Origin of the sequence: Lentibacillus songyuanensis, assembly GCF_039548255.1 — a bacterium.
Lineage (GTDB): Bacteria > Bacillota > Bacilli > Bacillales > Amphibacillaceae > Lentibacillus_C > Lentibacillus_C songyuanensis.
The window spans coordinates 1-16,732 of sequence record NZ_JBCLVH010000035.1 but is presented as its reverse complement, the minus strand read 5'-3'; the positions used below and the strand labels follow the sequence as shown (position 1 = coordinate 16,732).

The window sequence follows — 16,732 nt, the reverse complement described above, 5'->3', positions numbered from 1 at the left end:
ATTAATATGGTTTAGCGATTTTTTTCATCCGTAAGCTGCGCTTTTATCATTCCTTGATTGTTTCTTGGGCTGCCTAAATAAATGTCTTTTACAAAAAAGTAAATAAACAAATGACCCGCACCCAAAACCACAAGCAATATCGGGATAATTTTTTCTGCTGGATACAGGGAAACGGCAATCAAAAAAATTACCAGGGAACTGACGCGACCAATATTAACAAATAGTTCACGGACAACAATATATTCCACACGTAAGTCTTTAGCCTTCCAAGCCTTTCCAATTACATCATACGTAAGCGAGGCATAAGGAACATTGAGAATCGGATAGGCAATCCCGATAGTAATGGAATAAATAATCAAGTTGACATAACTAATGTGGAATAAAATAATGTAGATGGAAAAATAGAGAATGCCGCCACCGAGTAAAATGGCTTTTTTCCGTAACGAGGGTTTAATGAATTTAGTCGCCGCAAAGTAACACACAAACGATAGACCTGATAATGTTAAGTTAAACATTCCAAGGGCCAATTCGCTATTAGTTACTAAGAAAACCCAGATGGTAATGACAAATGCGAATATCCCTTCACGTAACCCTTGAAACACATGAGCATGCAAAATTTTACCCCAGTTTTTGTTATGGTTTCGTTCCATTAAAATCCGTTTAAAGTGGAAGTTCCCTTCTGCTTGTCGTCGGTTTAAGAAGAAACTGCAGATAACCGCACAAATAAATAAAATAAAGGAAACCGTAAAGATAACGGTATAGCCAACATTATCGACCATCTTAGCAATAATAAACCCTGCCAATGCCGGTCCGACCATGCCACCAAACGATTGCATAATTCCAAAAAAACCATTAAAGAAATCACGCGTTTCCGGTTCGGTAATCTCAAAGGTCAATACGTTATATGCCAACCAATAAAAGCCATAGCCAATACCAAGCAAACTTCCAAGCAAGAAATTATAGGTCGAAGCTTTTTCCCCGATCACCAAAACAGTCAAAAAAAATAGAGATAAAAAAATTACCCCTAGCCTTAACACAATAATCCGATCAATCTTTTTCGCAATCCTGCCCGCGATAATAAACATAATCGGCTGGAATAAGTATATGCCCAGATTATAAATGGCAATCGTCATATAGTCCCCCGATTGTTTCCATAAGTAAATATTTACAAAGGTATTGGAGAGGAATATCCCTAACGCATAAAGCCCGCCAATAGCCAACAAAAAGATTAAATCCCGATTCACTTCTACGCCAGTTATCTTTTCCAAACTTTTCATCATGGTTTTATGCTCCTTTTGTATATCTCATAGTGTAAGCAAATCAATTCTGGATATACAAAAGGACATAAAAAAACACGAAGGAAAATTCTCCGTGTTTTTTGCTTACTTATTTTGCTGCATTATAATTTTTTGCAACTTCATCCCAGTTGACAACATTCCAAAATGCGGAAATGTATTCTGGGCGTTTGTTTTGATATTTAAGGTAGTAGGCATGCTCCCAAACATCAAGCCCTAGAATTGGAGTTACACCATCCATGATCGGTGTGTCTTGATTTGGTGTGCTGGTAATCTCAAGGTCACCATTTTTAACAACTAGCCATGCCCAACCAGAACCGAAACGTCCGGCTGCTGCTGCTGCAAATTCTTCTTTAAATTTATCAAAGCTGCTAAATTTCGCATTGATTTTATCAGCTAATTCACCTGATGGTTCACCGCCGCCATTTGGTGAAAGTACTTTCCAGAAAAGACTATGGTTGGCATGTCCACCGCCATTATTACGTACAGCTGTACGAATATCTTCTGGAACAGCATCAAGATTGCTTAATAAATCTTCAAGGGATTTATCCTGAAGATCAGCATGTCCCTCAAGTGCACCATTAAGTTTAGTAACATAAGTATTGTGATGCTTCGTATGGTGGATGTTCATTGTTTCCTTATCAATTGTAGGTTCTAAAGCATCGTATGCGTAGGGTAGTTCTGGTAATTCAAATTTAGCCATTATGAAACGTCCTCCTTTATAGTTGTTAAAAAGGGAGCGAATATTCACCCTTTTGATTTAAGAGTATCAGAGCAGTATCACACATGCAAATGAAATGCACCACTTGAAACAAATGGATAGAAGAAACTGCTCCCATTCATATCTATACCCGTTAAGAGAGTAGGTGAAACAACATGATAATACAAAAACAATATGATTGGTTTCTTATTAGTATTATCTTATAATGGAGAACGTGAAAATGATCCAAAACGTAAAGGGGTTTTTATGGTTGTTGATTAAAAATTCGGGTACACTTAGTCAAAAGTATTTTCATTCTTATTTTCAGTTAATCATAAATACGCAGAACTGCAGTGTAGTTGTTGCCAAGGATATCATATTTGATCGGGTTTTTGATGGTGATATTCACAAAATTGGAAATATACCCTATCATAATTTCATGGAAGTATACCATCAGCTCATCGATCGCACAACTTAAAATGGATTGCAGTTAAGCCAGCCATTTTCCTATCCAACTAAAATGAACTTTTCCGCAATAAAAAAACAAGCTATTTGCCTGTTTGGAAGATGGTGGCTCGGGACGGAATCGAACCGCCGACACAAGGATTTTCAGTCCTTTGCTCTACCGACTGAGCTACCGAGCCATAAATATTATTTAATTTGAAATTTGTCATCGTATCAATTGTAGTATGTATGGAGGAGGTAGAGGGATTCGAACCCCCGCGCGGTTTGACCCGCCTGTCGGTTTTCAAGACCGATCCCTTCAGCCAGACTTGGGTATACCTCCGTAGTATACGATGATGGATATAATGGTGGACCCTGCAGGATTCGAACCTGCGACCGATCGGTTATGAGCCGATAGCTCTAACCAGCTGAGCTAAGGGTCCTTTTGTATGTATGCTATTTACGTAACATAGTCCATCACAGATAGTCACGATCATGCAAATAAAATCATGGGGCGATCGGTGGGGATCGAACCCACGTATGCCGGAGCCACAATCCGGTGCGTTAACCACTTCGCCACGACCGCCATCTTGGCTTTTAGCATGTTTAAGTTATGGTAGCGGCGGAGGGGATCGAACCCCCGACCTCACGGGTATGAACCGTACGCTCTCGCCAGCTGAGCTACACCGCCATTGGCTCCACAGGTAGGATTCGAACCTACGACCGATCGGTTAACAGCCGATAGCTCTACCACTGAGCTACTGTGGAATAGTTAAATTTTAATCTAGCGACGAATAATAATTTACCACGTTCGACAGGAAATGTCAATCTTTTTTTCTGTTTATGTAAAACATTTTAGGACACGGTGTGAATCAAACAACAATAAATACTATAGCATGTTCATTTACAGTTTTCAATATAAATCTTAAAAATGTTACAGTTTTCATTAAAAAACTGTAACATTTTTACATCAATCCCCTAAAACTTCCTCCGCAATATTGACAGCATGGTCACCAATCCGCTCCAAATTGCTAATGATATCCACGAATACAATCCCTGCTGAACCTGTACACTGCCCCTTGTTCATCCGAACGATATGCCGTTTTCGTAATGTGCGTTCCATTTGATCAATTTCGGATTCTTTTCTGATCACATCATATGCCTTGTCCCGATCTATTTGATCAAGGGCGTCTATTGCTTGTTTTACCGTTGCAATCGTCAACGCAAACATATGATTCAATTCCGCTTGTGCCTGCTCAGTCAGGTCTACCTTATTCGCAATTTTATAATCAATAAGTTCAATAATATTCTCAAAGTGATCACCGATTCGTTCGATGTCCCGAACTGAATCCATCAGGGCGGTGTGTCTCGCGCTCTCAATTTCTGATAATGATCCAGCGGAGATATTAACAAGATAATCAGTAATTTTTTGGTCGAGATTGTTAAGCGCACCTTCTACCTGCATTGCCAATTCGGAATGCTTTTTCCGTTGGGTAACCAAATACGAGTTTGTTGCCTCAAGCCCCATACTGGCGTACTCACCCATTCGAATAATCTCAGCTTTTGCCTGGTCCAGTGCAAGTGTTGATGATTGCTGGATAAATATTGGATCCAGGTGCTGTGGTTTATATTCTACGGTGATATCTTCACCCGGAATTAATTTTGTTACCAGCCAGGCAAGCAGAGCAATAAACGGAAACTGGATCAACGTATTGGCAATATTAAAGCTGCCATGCGCAAAGGCAAGTGTCATTTCTGGGTTTAAATGAAATTGATCCTGCAGCAATACCACCAATTTTGTAAAGACGCCTAAAAAAACAAGAAAAAGGCTGGCCCCAATCAAATTAAAAATAACATGGGTAAATGCAGCTCTTCTAGCAGCGACGCTTGCCCCGAGTGAAGCTAGTATTGCGGTAATGGTTGTTCCCACGTTATCACCAAATAAGACAGGAAGTGCTGCATGTAAATCGATTGCTCCCTCGGCAAATAACCCCTGTAAAATACCAATGGTTGCACTTGAACTTTGCACGATAACGGTAAACATGGTGCCAACCAATAAACCAAGAAACCGATTGGAACTCATATCCAGTGTAAGCTGGTGAAACCAATCCAGGTCACTAAGGGGTGCCATGCCATTACTCATCAATGTAAGACCAAAAAACAATGCCCCAAAGCCGAATATAGCCTGTCCAATGGCAGTAACCTTTTGATTTGTAAAGAAAAAGATCAAGAAACAGCCAACTGCGATAATAGGTAAGGCATAGTCACCCAACTCAATCCCAATAATAAATGCAGTAACTGTTGTGCCAATATTTGCTCCCATAATGACACCTATCGCTTGTCTTAGGGTCATAAATCCGGCATTTACAAGTCCAACCGTTAAAACAGTAGTCCCGGAACTGCTTTGGATTAATACAGTGACAACCATACCGGCGATAACACCTAAAATTGGATTGCTTGTCGTTTTATCTAGAATATCTCTTAACCGATCCCCCGCTGTTTTCTGTAACCCTTCACCCATATACTTTATCCCCAGGAGAAAAATTCCCAAACCGCCAAAGAATTCAAACAGAATAGTTTGTACATCCATTGCCAAAAATTGAACCCCACCCTTCTGCTGTAGTTTCATGTCGTATCATGTATCATTATTCGTATTTATACACAGCTTGTAAAGAGCCTGCGCATTTTCTTCACAGATTGTTCACTATTGAATGACTGAAAAGTAAATTTCCAGAATTATATTTAGTCAATCGTTTCAACCAAAATACGTGTACCATCTACCTGTATCACACGGATAGATTTCCCTTTATCAATCCATTGACCATTAGAAATAGCACTATAGTCTTGATGATCAATTCGTATCGTACCCACTGGACGCAATGCGTTTAACGTAATACCTTCTCGTCCCAATAATTTTTTATACTCCTTGCTCATTGAATTATAACCAGCCTCATTCGTTAAACGATCCTTTAGTGTAAGTTTGGACCACATAGCCCGTCGTTTAAAAACTTTTAGAAATAATAACGAGGAGAAACCACCAACAAGTACGCCGGCAACACCATATAACCCCGAAGTTAAGTTGGGAGCTGCTAACGCAACAGAAATCAACATACTGGCCAATCCTAAGGTGGAAAGAGTTCCGTCATTCAATAGCTTCCCATCAATGATAATAAGTAATATTCCAACGAAATAAATAATAAGCATGATAATAAATGAACCTGTCTCAAGGTAAGCTGAAAAATACACAACAATAAAACCAAGCCCTAAGAGACCAAACAAACCACGCATATTCACTAAAATTTCACCAATCAAAAATAACGTACCAAATCCAGTCATTACAAAAACAAGCCAACTATAAGAAAATATGTCCATCTCTTCCCCCTCCTCGATCTCTAATATGCTTACGTTTTATCCTCGTCATTTGTTTCACAAAAAGGAGAATGACTATGTCTGCATTTAGAAAGAGTGTTATCTATATCGTCATTATATTAGTTATTGCGGGAATATACCACGATTTAACGGATGGTACCCCAGTCCAGTCCCCAAAACATGAGCAAAAAATGGGTCCACAAAATAAGGTAACAAAACAGTTTCAAGTTGTTCAGGTAAAAGTACAGGCTGGTGATACGGTTTTATCCATTACCGAGCAATTAAACGAATCACTGGCAACTTTAAATATGGAGCAAATTTTCGATGACTTTTTCATGATTAATCATACAAACCCGCGTCACATAAAAAACGGCACATATTATTACTTTCCCCTGTACAAATAAGACATAGATACAATTTTCCGCAAAAAAGAGGCTGACGCAATGGTCAGCCTCTTTATTTCATCGCATAAATGGCAGGATAAATAAGGAAATAATTATCGAAGCAGCACCAGCAACGATTGCTGTCATACCTAGTGTATTGGCACCACGGCCTCTGGCAATAAATCCGACAATAATTCCCGCTGCACCAAGAATAACGGGCATCCAGAAAAAGGATACAATCGATAATGCCAATGCCACCCAGCCATAAACACTGTTTACATTGGTATCATCGTCGTCAATGACTTCTGTTTCGGAGGAAGTACCAAGATCATCAGCCGTTAATTCTGCTGCTGTTTCCTCATCATCTGCATGTCTCGCTGGATTATATACAGATCGATCCTGATCAGCTAAATTGGTATCTACCGCACCAAGATCATCCTCATAATCGTCTGTTGCCCTATTTGAATAACGATTGGAATCGTCCATCATACATTACCTCACTTTCCTATAATGGAGGTGCAGGTATAGTTTATGGATCCTTTCAAAATCTACTGGTGTTAGTTTTTGACAATACATACAAAAAGCACACTTTCCCCCAATTTTCATACTATAGAGTGAACTTCAATCGGTGGGGGTTTTCCGCTGTTAGTTGAACGGCAATATTTGCGTAAAGGGGTATGATTATGTCAACATTCATTAAAGACTTCATTTTAAAGAAACTTTCCGAGCTATCTCCGGCAGAACTTTACACGTATAGTAAGCAATATGGTTTTTCCATCACAAACCAGCAGGCAAGTGCAATTACAAAATACTTAAAAACACACCAGGTAGATCCATTTCATGCAGATGGCCGGGCAACCATGCTTAAGGAATTGGCCAAAATAACCGACTTGGAAACCGCTCAAAAAGCACAAAAATTGTTTAATGAAATTGTAAAGTCGTATGGTCTGGAGTCATTATTCCAATAGCTCTAAAAGGAATAACGAAATTAAAAACGTTATTCCTTTTAAGAAAGTAAAGAAAATATAAAGGTTTTAGGCTTTATTTCGCTAATACTAAAGTAGGCCACGTCCGGCTCCAGCGCTAAAGCCAAGCAAACTTCACATTTCTCCACGCAGATCAAGTCAACATCGGTTCAGGGGACAAAGGAAGGCCGACTAAGAACGGGCTGTCGTTCCGGCGTCGGCATACCCCAGTTTAGTGGCATGTTTCCTTTATCTCATTGCAAATGAAGAGGAGGATCGGCTAACTTCGCTGTTTTGCGCGGCAACGCCGACCCACACTAAATGGCAGAGCGCAGTTGTACGTGGGCCCGCCGGATGCAGGTCATGCCGACGTTGGCACAGGACGTGCCGAACTTAGTCGGCGTTCCTTCGTCCTGGCGCTTGCGCCTTTGTTTTTATTGATTCATTATTTTTTGTTTTAGGTCCGGATCGAATTCCCGATTTTTTATCATCTCAATTTCAAATTTGTACGGAGGTTTTTTGTTCTTTTTATCTTCCCCGACGTAAGGGGTTTCCAGGATTTTCGGCAGATCTTTCAGCTGTTCATGATAAATAACCTGATTAAGTGCATCAAACCCAATATGGCCAAATCCAATATTTTCATGGCGATCTTTGTGAGCACCACATACATTTTTACTATCATTAACATGGATTACCTTTAGTCGGTCTACACCGATGATCTTATCAAATTCGTTCAATACGCCGTCAAAATCGTGAACAACATCATACCCGGCATCGTGAATGTGACACGTATCCAAACATACGGAAAGTTTCTCATTTCGTGTTACTCCGTCAAAAATTTTGGCTAACTCATCAAAGGTCCGCCCAATTTCCGTTCCTTTTCCAGCCATCGTTTCAAGCGCTATCTGGACGGTTTGCTCTTTGTCCAGGACCTCGTTTAACCCTTCAATAATTTTTTCAATTCCTTCATCGGCGCCCGCTCCCACATGAGCACCTGGGTGCAGCACGATTTGTTTGGCTCCAATCGCTTCCGTCCGTTCAATTTCATTCCGCAAGAAATTGACCCCAAGCTCAAATGTCGCCGGTTTAGTGGTGTTGCCAATATTTATAATATATGGAGCATGAACAACAATATCATGAATCCCATGCTCTTGCATATGCTTTATGCCTGCTTCAATATTGAGTTCCTCTACAGGCTTTCTTCTTGTATTTTGGGGTGCTCCTGTATAAATCATCAAGGCGTTTGCCCCATATGATGTAGCTTCTTCACTGGAACCTAACAGCATTTTTTTCCCACTCATTGATACGTGTGATCCGATTTTCAACAAAACTGACACCTCTCCTAATGGTGATATTATCTTTTTCGCTTACTATTTTTGTTAAGCTGACGCTGAATTTGCTCTTTTTGTTTCTTCATTTTTTTCTTATACCCTGGTTTTACTTGCTTTGTTTTACGGACTCTGCTCCAGGCTTCCTTTTCAGTACCTCCGTCCGTCTTTTTTCTTATTGAACGTTCATTCCATGCCTTTACTGGCTGCCATTCACCATTTTTAATATTATAAAAGGTAAAGGCGAGTCCTTTTTCCTCTAACTTTTTAATTAACGCGGTATCCGCTTCTTCATATAAACTAATTGCCGTTCCTTCCATACCCGCTCTGGCCGTTCTGCCAACCCGGTGGATATAAAAATCTTCTTCCTTTGGCAGCTGTGCATTAATAACATGGCTGACCCCTTGTATATCAATACCTCTTGCTGCCAAATCAGTAGCAACGATATATTGATACCGGAGCTGCTGGATTTCTTTCAGCACGCGTTTTCGCTCTCTTGGTGACAAACCGCCATGAATCAAGCCTGCTTCCAGTCCTTTTTGCTGCAGCGCTTCAGCCAGATCATTTGCTGCTTGTTTTCCATTGGTAAAAATAATCGCTAAATAAGGGTTAATCGCTGCTGATAAAGCAATAATTACGTCAGCAGGATCGCGATGCTTTAAGGCAATTAACCGGTGTTCCATTGTCTCCGGTGCAAGTCTGTCGTTTAGCTTGACATGAACTGGATTTTTCAAATATTTTTTAAAAAAGTGCTCCAGACGTTGCGGAATTGTTGCTGAAAAAGCCAATATTTGTACATCAGCTCTGCAACGGACCAACAGCTGGTCTACCTCCTGAAGAAACCCTAAGTCAAGCATCAAATCAGCCTCATCAATGACAAATGAACGAGCAGAATAGATAGATAAGGCTCCTTCTTTGACTAAATCCAAGATTCTTCCCGGTGTTCCAATCACAATATGCGGTGGCTCTTTCAACTTTTCCACCATTTTTTGCTTATCGGTTCCACCAACTAACAATTTAGCGATCCATTGCTGATCTCTGCCTGCATAGTGAATCACCTTTTTCGCTTCATCGTGGATTTGCATGGCGAGTTCCCTGGTAGGTGCTGTAATGACGAATTGAACCTCTCGTTTTGTTTCCTCTATCCGGTTAAACAACGGTAATAGATAAGCATGTGTTTTACCTGAACCTGTATGTGACTGACCAATGACACTCCTGCCTTTTTCAACAGCCGGAATGACCTGGCGCTGAATCTCGGTTGGCTGGTAAAACTGCAGCCGATCGATAACCTCCATTAAAACCGGATGAAATGCAAAATCACTGAAGTTATTCCTTTCCATAAACGTACTCCCTTTTATCAAATTTACCTTCATCAAGCTTGTTAAACAAACCGGAATGGCTCCGTATTGGTTTCTGAAACAATGACATCCAGACGCTGCTGGTCAAATTGCTGCTCTAAATACTGCTTAACACCTTGCTTCATGACCTTTTCTACATGGTGTCCCGGGTCAATAACCGCTAGTCCCAACTGCCAGGCATCCTGTGCCACATGGAAAGTAATATCGCCCGTAATATAGGCGTCAGCACCTTTGGCTATTGCGTCATGAATATATTTCTCGCCGCTTCCGCCGAGTACGGCAACGGTCTTAACTGATTTTGTCATATCACCAGTCACCCGTACATGAGGAACCTCCAACACCGTTTTCACATGCTCCGAGAAGTCGTTTAAAGTCATCTCGGCGGATAATGCCCCAATCCGGCCAAGCCCATGTGTTTGTCCTTTATTTTTCAGTGGATAAATATCGTAGGCTGGTTCTTCATATGGGTGTTTGTCGTTAACAATCCGTACGACGTTTTCGATCGTTGCCTCCAGTACGATGGTTTCTATTTTTACCTCTTCTGTTTTCGTCAATTCATTTGTTGAACCAATGTAAGGACTGGTTCCAGCTAGTGGCTTAAATGTTCCTTGACCCTCCGTTTGAAAGGTACAATGGCTGTAATTGCCGATGTGGCCCGCTCCTGCTTGAGCAAGTGCTTCTCGGATAGCATCGGCATGACTCTTTGGTACATAGACACTATATTTCACTAGTTTCTCCGAATACTCTTCCCGAAGAATCTTCCGGTCAGTTATTCCTATTGTATCACATAACATATCATTTACCCCGCCATTTGCGGCGTCAAGATTGGTATGTGCTGCATAAACTGTTATATCGTGTTTCATTAACTTTTCAACGATTCGTCCCTGAACGGATTCCGTATTTAGCTGTTTCACCGGTTTAAATAATAATGGATGATGTGCGATAATCAAGTCCACCTGCTTATCAATCGCTTCATCGACTACCGATTCCAGTACATCCAGCGTTACCATCACTTTTTTTACGTCTTTGTGAAAGCTACCCACTTGCAGCCCAACATTATCCCAATCATATGCTAGTTTCCTCGGGGCAAAGCACTCCATTGCTTGAAATATATCCATACTTAAAATCCTGTCAGCCATCTTGCAAAACCTCCTGGATCCATTGTAGCTCCTGTTCAAATGAGCGGATCTTTTCTTGATTTGGTTGTACAGCATGTTTCATTTGCCTGATTACACGTTTCCTCTTATCCTTTTCGTACTGCCATTTCTTAAAAAAGGCAACTGGTCGCTTCGTTAGTAATACTGGGCCGAAAAACAATTCCTGCTCGGTCCATGATCTTGCTGAAGATCTATTTTCACACATATCCGCAATGATAATCTCATAAAAATGACCATTTTCTTCAATGATTGTTTCATCTGTAATCCAATACTGATGCGCTGACAGCCATTTACGAACACCTATGGCATCTACATTGGGTTGTGCAATAATCCGTTTCACTCGACCAAGTTTAGCCTTCCCAGCATCCAAAATCGAACGGATTAGAGTCCCCCCCATACCAGCAATAACTACTTGCTTGACCTCGTTGTCCCTTAGTACTTCAAGTCCGTTTCCAAGGCGGACATCAATACGGTCTGCTAATTGATTTGTCAAAACGGTAGCTCGTGCACTGTTGTACGGACCCTCATTCACCTCACCAGCGATTGCCTGTGCCGTTATATCACGGTTACATACGTAGCATGGCAAGTAGGCATGATCCGATCCAATATCAGCAAACACAGCACCTACCGGTAAAAAGTTTGCAATCTCCAGCAGACGATCTGAGAGTGTAATATGTTGCGGCATTTCATTCACCTTATTCCCTAGAAAAGAATGTATTAAAAAATCTAGCTCTAGCCCTGCTTATAGATAATAAGCGTGTATGGTTCCAGTGCCCGGAAGTCAGCATGCTCCCTTCATCTCTGTACGATAAAGTCGGTGGCTACTGATGTAGTCCACTTCGACGAAGGCATGCGAATGTGACGTTCTTAGTTGAAGATCAAGCCGGCTAGAAACAGATTGTTGCTCGGGACTCCTGCCTACGTTCGTTATATGTTTCCTTATAACCGAGCACGATTTAACCTTTATTTCTAAATAGATGTAAAGAAAGCTTTCTGAATGTGCCAGAAAGCTTTCTTTTCCGTCTGTATGTTTATATATGGATCTATTTTTTCTCGGCAAGCCATTTTGCCAAAGCATCTGCCTGTTCCTCTGGCACTAATCCTTGTGGCATTTGACCTTTCCCATTCATAATAATATCGTGAATTTCTTCTTCTGAATGTCTGCCTCCAACCTCTTGTAAGTTTGGACCCATGGCACCAGATAAATCGTCTCCATGACATGTTGCGCAGTTATCTTTAAAAATGGCTTCCGGATCATCGCTTGTTTCGCCGCCTTCTTCGTTATCGGCGCTCTGTTCTGTATCCCCGCCTTCTTCCGCTTTTTGAATAGCATCGCGTTGGTTAATCCCAACTATAGATATGACTATCACCAAAGCTATCCCGATTACGGCTATAAGTGCATATGGGATGACTGGGTTTTTCTTCATCCGTTTTTCCTCCTTATGTATTCCCTTATTCAATTTTACGAAAGACTACCCTTATTTTACTCGAAAATCAAATTAGTTTAAAGGGATAAGCTGTGAAATATTATAAAACTTGACATATGGATGTAAAAGCAAGTCCAATGACACTTAATATGATTACGTAATTCCACTTTCTTTTCATCCCCAAAATCAGCCAGCAAATAAATTGCAGTATGATCATGGATAGAGTCAACCACTGGTTATCAAACAATTGACTGCAGAACAAAACGATTGTCAAAAAAATTAACAATAACAGACTAATAAGCGATACATGGTAAAATGTACTACCCCGTCTGTTAAGCCACCAATATTGCCAAAAAGAAAAAAGAATAAACAAAAGTAAAATACTCAGTTGCAATATTACGGGAAATTCCGTAAAATAGATAACAAGAAATGAAAACGGTACCAAGAGCATCTGAATTATCAAGCAGAGTATAAAGCCAATTTTTTGCAAACCTTTTTTTGGTGAGTCAATCGTTGTTTCGCCGTTCGTGTACAGTGCGAGCAGATAGTCACAATAAGTATCCGGCAACAGCTTATGACTTCTCCAATAGCGTATTTCCTTAACAATAATCGCCGTACGTTCATCTTCCATCTACATCAACACCTTTTATACAGTGTTTGTTGTATTGTTTAAAAAACGAAGGGGGACAGTCATTGATCCACATAGGTGCTCAATGACTGAACAACATGATTTATTCAAGGAAGTCTTTTAAACGCTTGCTGCGGCTTGGGTGGCGTAATTTACGCAAGGCCTTTGCCTCAATCTGACGGATTCGTTCTCTTGTTACACCAAAGACTTTACCTACCTCTTCCAGAGTACGCGTGCGTCCATCATCAAGCCCAAAACGCAGTCGCAAAACATTTTCTTCGCGATCGGTCAAGGTGTCCAATACATCTTCCAACTGCTCTTTTAACAATTCATAAGCAGCATGATCTGATGGTGATAAAGCTTCCTGGTCTTCGATGAAATCGCCCAAATGGGAATCGTCTTCTTCACCAATCGGTGTTTCCAAGGAGACAGGTTCTTGTGCAATTTTTAGGATATCACGAACTTTATCAGGCGACAGTTCCATTTCCTGACCAATTTCCTCGGGAGTAGGTTCGCGGCCAAAGTCCTGTAATAACTGTCGTTGCACACGAATCAGTTTATTAATGGTTTCAACCATATGAACAGGTATCCGAATCGTTCGTGCTTGATCTGCGATTGCTCTCGTAATGGCCTGGCGGATCCACCAAGTTGCATACGTACTAAATTTGAATCCTTTACGGTAATCAAATTTTTCTACTGCTTTCATAAGTCCCATGTTACCTTCTTGAATTAAGTCCAAAAACAGCATACCTCTGCCGACATAACGTTTGGCAATACTGACTACGAGACGTAAATTGGCTTCAGCCAGACGCCTTTTTGCCTCTTCATCGCCTTGTTCAATTCGGTTTGCTAATTCAATTTCTTCGGCGGCAGATAACAAATCAACCCGGCCAATTTCTTTCAAATACATTCGCACCGGATCATTAATTTTAATACCGAGCGGGACGCTTAAATCATTCAGATCAAATTCTTCTTCTTTTGCTATTTCCTGCATCTTCGGGTCTTCATCCGACTCACCGATTACGTCAACACCTTGTTCATTTAGGTACTCATAAAATTCATCCATCTGTTCAGATTCTATTTCAAACCCTGACAATCGATCGGCCACTTCCTCGTAAGCAAGTACACCACGTTTCTTTCCTATTTCCAGCAGCTGAGATTTTGCTTGTTCAACCGTTTGTTCACCTTGATTGTCTTTGGTTTGTGCGGGTTTATTTTCAGCCATGAGTCCCCCTCCTTTCATACATCTCATCAGAAAATCAAATTTTTAACTGTTTTTGAATTTCGATGATTTCCATTGCAATTTTAGCAGCTTTAATTGGATCACTTTGCTGTTCAGCTCGCCGTTGCTCAGCCTTTAATTTCCTAATTGTAGCCATATCCCTGTTTTCAGCCTGGATTATTCGGATATAATCATTAATCTCCTGGTTACTAATATCATCATTTAAAGGTATCATGGCGATTTCAATCACAGCCTGTTTTATGTTATCGTCGGCCAATCGGTCAATAAAAAGGCTGACATCGGCAGGATGCCCTTCTTCATAATATGCATACAAATGCGTTGTAATCACTTGATGCATTTCCACATTAAAAGATCCGCCAATAGCCTCTTGCACTTTATCAGTTATTGCTGCGTCTTTCAACATATATGCAATCAGCTGCCGTTCCGCATTATGAAACGCAGGTAATAATTTCTTAGATGATAACAGAAACTTTCCATTGTAAGTAGTATCTCTTTTCTGTTCCTGCTTATCCTTCTTTACGCCTAAGTTTTGCCGGAACTTCTGGATTTCCTGATTCAATGTATCCATCGACAGATCATATTCTGCGCTTATTTCCTTTAAATAATATTCCCGTTCGACGGCATTATCAACCATTGCAAGCTGTTTTAAGATTACTTCGATATAATTTATGCGATCTCCTTCAAGCTTAACGTTATAATTTTGTTTCATATAGCGCATAAAGAAACTCATATACGTATCACTTGCTTTGATTACCCTATTGGTAAATTTTTCGCCCCCATATAACTTAATATAGTCATCTGGGTCCATTTCATCTTCCATTCGGGCAATCTTCACCGTGCAGCCGGTTTGCCGGAGTAAATTGGCTGCTTTATAAGCGGCTTCTATACCAGCATGGTCAGAATCATAACAAATAATTACCGTATCGACATATCTTCTTAACAATTTAGCTTGATTTTCTGTCAATGATGTGCCTAATGTGGCAATAACATTTTTGATCCCGGCTTGAAATGCAGAAATCACATCCATGTAACCCTCAAACAACACTACCTCACCAGTGGAGCGAATATGCTTTTTCGCCTGATCGAAATTAAATAACAATTTCCCTTTTTGGAACAGGTCGCTTTCCGGACTGTTTAAATACTTTGGTTCCTGATCCGCAATCGCTCTACCTCCAAAGGCAACTGTCTTTCCCAGATGATTTCGAATCGGAAACATTACCCTGCCTCGAAAACGATCAACAACCGTATGATCATCCCTCATTGAAAGCAATCCTGCTTTTACCAGCATTTGTTGATGGAATCCTTTTTTTTCAAGAAATTCAGCAACAAATTCTTTTGCGTTCGGGGCAAATCCTAATTGGAATTGATCAATTGTCTCTTCCGCAATTCCCCGATCAATAAAATACTGATACCCTTCCTTTCCATCCTTCGTAAATCTTAGTAAATGATGGTAAAGTTTTTGCAGCCATTCATTGGCAGATAGAATACTCTGGTTTTCCTCTGACAATGAGCCTTTCTGAGAGATGTTTGTTTCCGGTAATTCCACCCCACTTTTTTCAGCAAGAAGCTTTAATGCATCGTAGAAAGAATAGCTTTCCATTTCCATGATAAAATTTATAATGTTACCGCCTTTTCCACAGCCAAAGCAACGAAAAATTTGTTTGTCCTGTGTAACAGTAAACGATGGTGTTTTTTCACCATGAAACGGACAGAGCCCCACATAATTTTTTCCTCGCTTTTTTAGTTGTACATATTCACTAATGACATCAACAATGTCATTACCCTTCTGAATTTTTTCAACTACGTCTTTCGGAATAAAACTAGGCATATTTTATCACCGTACTCTACTATAGTTCGGGATAAACGAAGAAATTCCTGCAAAATTCGACAATATTTTTTTAAACTCGAAAAAAATTCCCTTCTTGTTAGTTATTAAGCAGAAGGACATGTTGATCATTTGCAGTTTTACTGATTTCCCCATTACCCATTGTACCTCGTGACGCAAGGTCATAAACCCCGCTATCATGTATTTAATTCTACATTGATAAAACAGATTCCTTCCTTCTTTAGAATGTTTTATTTTTCTGATTATGTCTTCTAGTATAATCATACTAAACACATTTTTGCACAAATATTAATTATAATACAGGATTTGCGAAATTGCTACAGGAAAATTTACGAAAACTTGGCACCTGCCTCTTTCCGAAAACCGAATTGATGGAAATGGGCCGAATAGCTGGTTTCTTCATCCAATGAGCTGTTCCATTTATTCTTTCAAGCATCGCAACATCTGCAAAAGTACTTTTAGGTTGCCACTATATACATAAACTGCGACACAGTTTCGGATAGTAGTTATCTTACCGATACGGAAATACACTACGCTTTCCGCGGGCTCGCCGTATATTTCCTTCGCTAGTATAGTGTTTTCAATTATC

16 protein-coding genes and 6 tRNA genes are annotated in these 16,732 nt (G+C 40.3%); 3 read left to right on the top strand and 19 right to left on the bottom strand.

Annotated elements, in window-relative coordinates; translation table 11 throughout:
- Nucleotides 1–11: 11 nt before the first annotated feature.
- Both WMZ97_RS20655 and WMZ97_RS20650 read right to left on the bottom strand, forming a co-directional pair.
- Complete coding sequence (locus WMZ97_RS20655; RefSeq protein WP_343274008.1) at nucleotides 12–1,277, bottom strand: MFS transporter; 1,266 nt, start codon at nucleotides 1,275–1,277, stop codon at nucleotides 12–14.
- A 109-nt stretch (nucleotides 1,278–1,386) separates the two neighbouring features.
- The gene (locus WMZ97_RS20650; protein ID WP_343273994.1) at nucleotides 1,387–1,998 is read right to left on the bottom strand and encodes a superoxide dismutase; all 612 of its coding nucleotides are present in this window, start codon (nucleotides 1,996–1,998) and stop codon (nucleotides 1,387–1,389) included.
- Nucleotides 1,999–2,236: 238 nt separating this feature from the next.
- Here WMZ97_RS20650 and WMZ97_RS20645 point away from each other — a divergent pair, with 238 nt between their 5' ends.
- The gene (locus tag WMZ97_RS20645; RefSeq protein ID WP_343273993.1) at nucleotides 2,237–2,473 is read left to right on the top strand and encodes a hypothetical protein; all 237 of its coding nucleotides are present in this window, start codon (nucleotides 2,237–2,239) and stop codon (nucleotides 2,471–2,473) included.
- Nucleotides 2,474–2,563: 90 nt separating this feature from the next.
- Here the strand turns inward: WMZ97_RS20645 and WMZ97_RS20640 are convergent.
- The 8 genes from WMZ97_RS20640 to WMZ97_RS20605 all read right to left on the bottom strand — a co-directional run bounded on the left by WMZ97_RS20640 (nucleotide 2,564) and on the right by WMZ97_RS20605 (nucleotide 5,811).
- Nucleotides 2,564–2,639, bottom strand: a tRNA-Phe gene (locus tag WMZ97_RS20640).
- 50 nt (nucleotides 2,640–2,689) lie between these two features.
- Nucleotides 2,690–2,782 (bottom strand) — tRNA-Ser (locus WMZ97_RS20635).
- 23 nt (nucleotides 2,783–2,805) lie between these two features.
- Nucleotides 2,806–2,882, bottom strand: a tRNA-Ile gene (locus WMZ97_RS20630).
- A 67-nt stretch (nucleotides 2,883–2,949) separates the two neighbouring features.
- Nucleotides 2,950–3,025, bottom strand: a tRNA-His gene (locus WMZ97_RS20625).
- Nucleotides 3,026–3,053: 28 nt separating this feature from the next.
- Nucleotides 3,054–3,130 (bottom strand) — tRNA-Met (locus WMZ97_RS20620).
- 2 nt (nucleotides 3,131–3,132) lie between these two features.
- A tRNA-Asn gene (locus WMZ97_RS20615) sits at nucleotides 3,133–3,207 on the bottom strand.
- Between the two features lie 202 nt (nucleotides 3,208–3,409).
- The gene (locus tag WMZ97_RS20610; protein ID WP_343273992.1) at nucleotides 3,410–5,035 is read right to left on the bottom strand and encodes a Na/Pi cotransporter family protein; all 1,626 of its coding nucleotides are present in this window, start codon (nucleotides 5,033–5,035) and stop codon (nucleotides 3,410–3,412) included.
- A gap of 146 nt (nucleotides 5,036–5,181) precedes the next feature.
- Complete coding sequence (locus WMZ97_RS20605) at nucleotides 5,182–5,811, bottom strand: NfeD family protein (RefSeq protein ID WP_343273991.1); 630 nt, start codon at nucleotides 5,809–5,811, stop codon at nucleotides 5,182–5,184.
- A 74-nt stretch (nucleotides 5,812–5,885) separates the two neighbouring features.
- Here WMZ97_RS20605 and WMZ97_RS20600 point away from each other — a divergent pair, with 74 nt between their 5' ends.
- Nucleotides 5,886–6,212, top strand: coding sequence for a hypothetical protein (locus WMZ97_RS20600; RefSeq protein WP_343273990.1), 327 nt, complete (start codon nucleotides 5,886–5,888; stop codon nucleotides 6,210–6,212).
- A gap of 57 nt (nucleotides 6,213–6,269) precedes the next feature.
- Here WMZ97_RS20600 and WMZ97_RS20595 read toward each other — a convergent pair whose 3' ends face one another.
- Nucleotides 6,270–6,680 (bottom strand): DUF4190 domain-containing protein, encoded by a 411-nt coding sequence (locus WMZ97_RS20595; protein ID WP_343273989.1) that lies wholly within the window; start codon nucleotides 6,678–6,680, stop codon nucleotides 6,270–6,272.
- Between the two features lie 194 nt (nucleotides 6,681–6,874).
- On the opposite strand from WMZ97_RS20595, the gene WMZ97_RS20590 reads away from it, so the two are divergent.
- On the top strand, nucleotides 6,875–7,159 hold the full coding sequence (locus WMZ97_RS20590; RefSeq protein WP_343273988.1) for a DUF2624 domain-containing protein: 285 nt from the start codon (nucleotides 6,875–6,877) through the stop codon (nucleotides 7,157–7,159).
- Between the two features lie 431 nt (nucleotides 7,160–7,590).
- Here WMZ97_RS20590 and WMZ97_RS20585 read toward each other — a convergent pair whose 3' ends face one another.
- The 8 genes from WMZ97_RS20585 to dnaG form a co-directional block, all read right to left on the bottom strand.
- Nucleotides 7,591–8,484 carry a deoxyribonuclease IV gene (locus WMZ97_RS20585; RefSeq protein ID WP_343273987.1) on the bottom strand — a complete coding sequence of 298 codons (894 nt, stop codon included), beginning with the start codon at nucleotides 8,482–8,484 and terminating at the stop codon, nucleotides 7,591–7,593.
- Nucleotides 8,485–8,510: 26 nt separating this feature from the next.
- Nucleotides 8,511–9,824 (bottom strand): DEAD/DEAH box helicase, encoded by a 1,314-nt coding sequence (locus WMZ97_RS20580; protein WP_343273986.1) that lies wholly within the window; start codon nucleotides 9,822–9,824, stop codon nucleotides 8,511–8,513.
- 41 nt (nucleotides 9,825–9,865) lie between these two features.
- Nucleotides 9,866–10,981 carry a Nif3-like dinuclear metal center hexameric protein gene (locus WMZ97_RS20575; protein ID WP_343273985.1) on the bottom strand — a complete coding sequence of 372 codons (1,116 nt, stop codon included), beginning with the start codon at nucleotides 10,979–10,981 and terminating at the stop codon, nucleotides 9,866–9,868.
- Nucleotides 10,974–11,684, bottom strand: a complete 711-nt coding sequence (locus WMZ97_RS20570; protein ID WP_343273984.1) for a tRNA (adenine(22)-N(1))-methyltransferase — start codon at nucleotides 11,682–11,684, stop codon at nucleotides 10,974–10,976. Before WMZ97_RS20570 ends, WMZ97_RS20575 begins: the two co-directional genes overlap by 8 nt.
- A 358-nt stretch (nucleotides 11,685–12,042) precedes the next feature.
- Complete coding sequence (cccA, locus tag WMZ97_RS20565) at nucleotides 12,043–12,426, bottom strand: cytochrome c550 (protein WP_343273983.1); 384 nt, start codon at nucleotides 12,424–12,426, stop codon at nucleotides 12,043–12,045.
- A 100-nt stretch (nucleotides 12,427–12,526) separates the two neighbouring features.
- A complete protein-coding gene (locus tag WMZ97_RS20560) occupies nucleotides 12,527–13,057 on the bottom strand; it encodes a hypothetical protein (protein ID WP_343273982.1) in 531 nt (176 codons plus the stop codon).
- 100 nt (nucleotides 13,058–13,157) lie between these two features.
- Nucleotides 13,158–14,279: an RNA polymerase sigma factor RpoD gene (gene rpoD / locus WMZ97_RS20555; protein ID WP_343273981.1), complete on the bottom strand. Its 1,122-nt coding sequence runs from the start codon at nucleotides 14,277–14,279 to the stop codon at nucleotides 13,158–13,160.
- 34 nt (nucleotides 14,280–14,313) lie between these two features.
- On the bottom strand, nucleotides 14,314–16,125 hold the full coding sequence (gene dnaG, locus WMZ97_RS20550) for a DNA primase (protein WP_343273980.1): 1,812 nt from the start codon (nucleotides 16,123–16,125) through the stop codon (nucleotides 14,314–14,316).
- Between the last annotated feature and the right edge of the window lie 607 nt (nucleotides 16,126–16,732).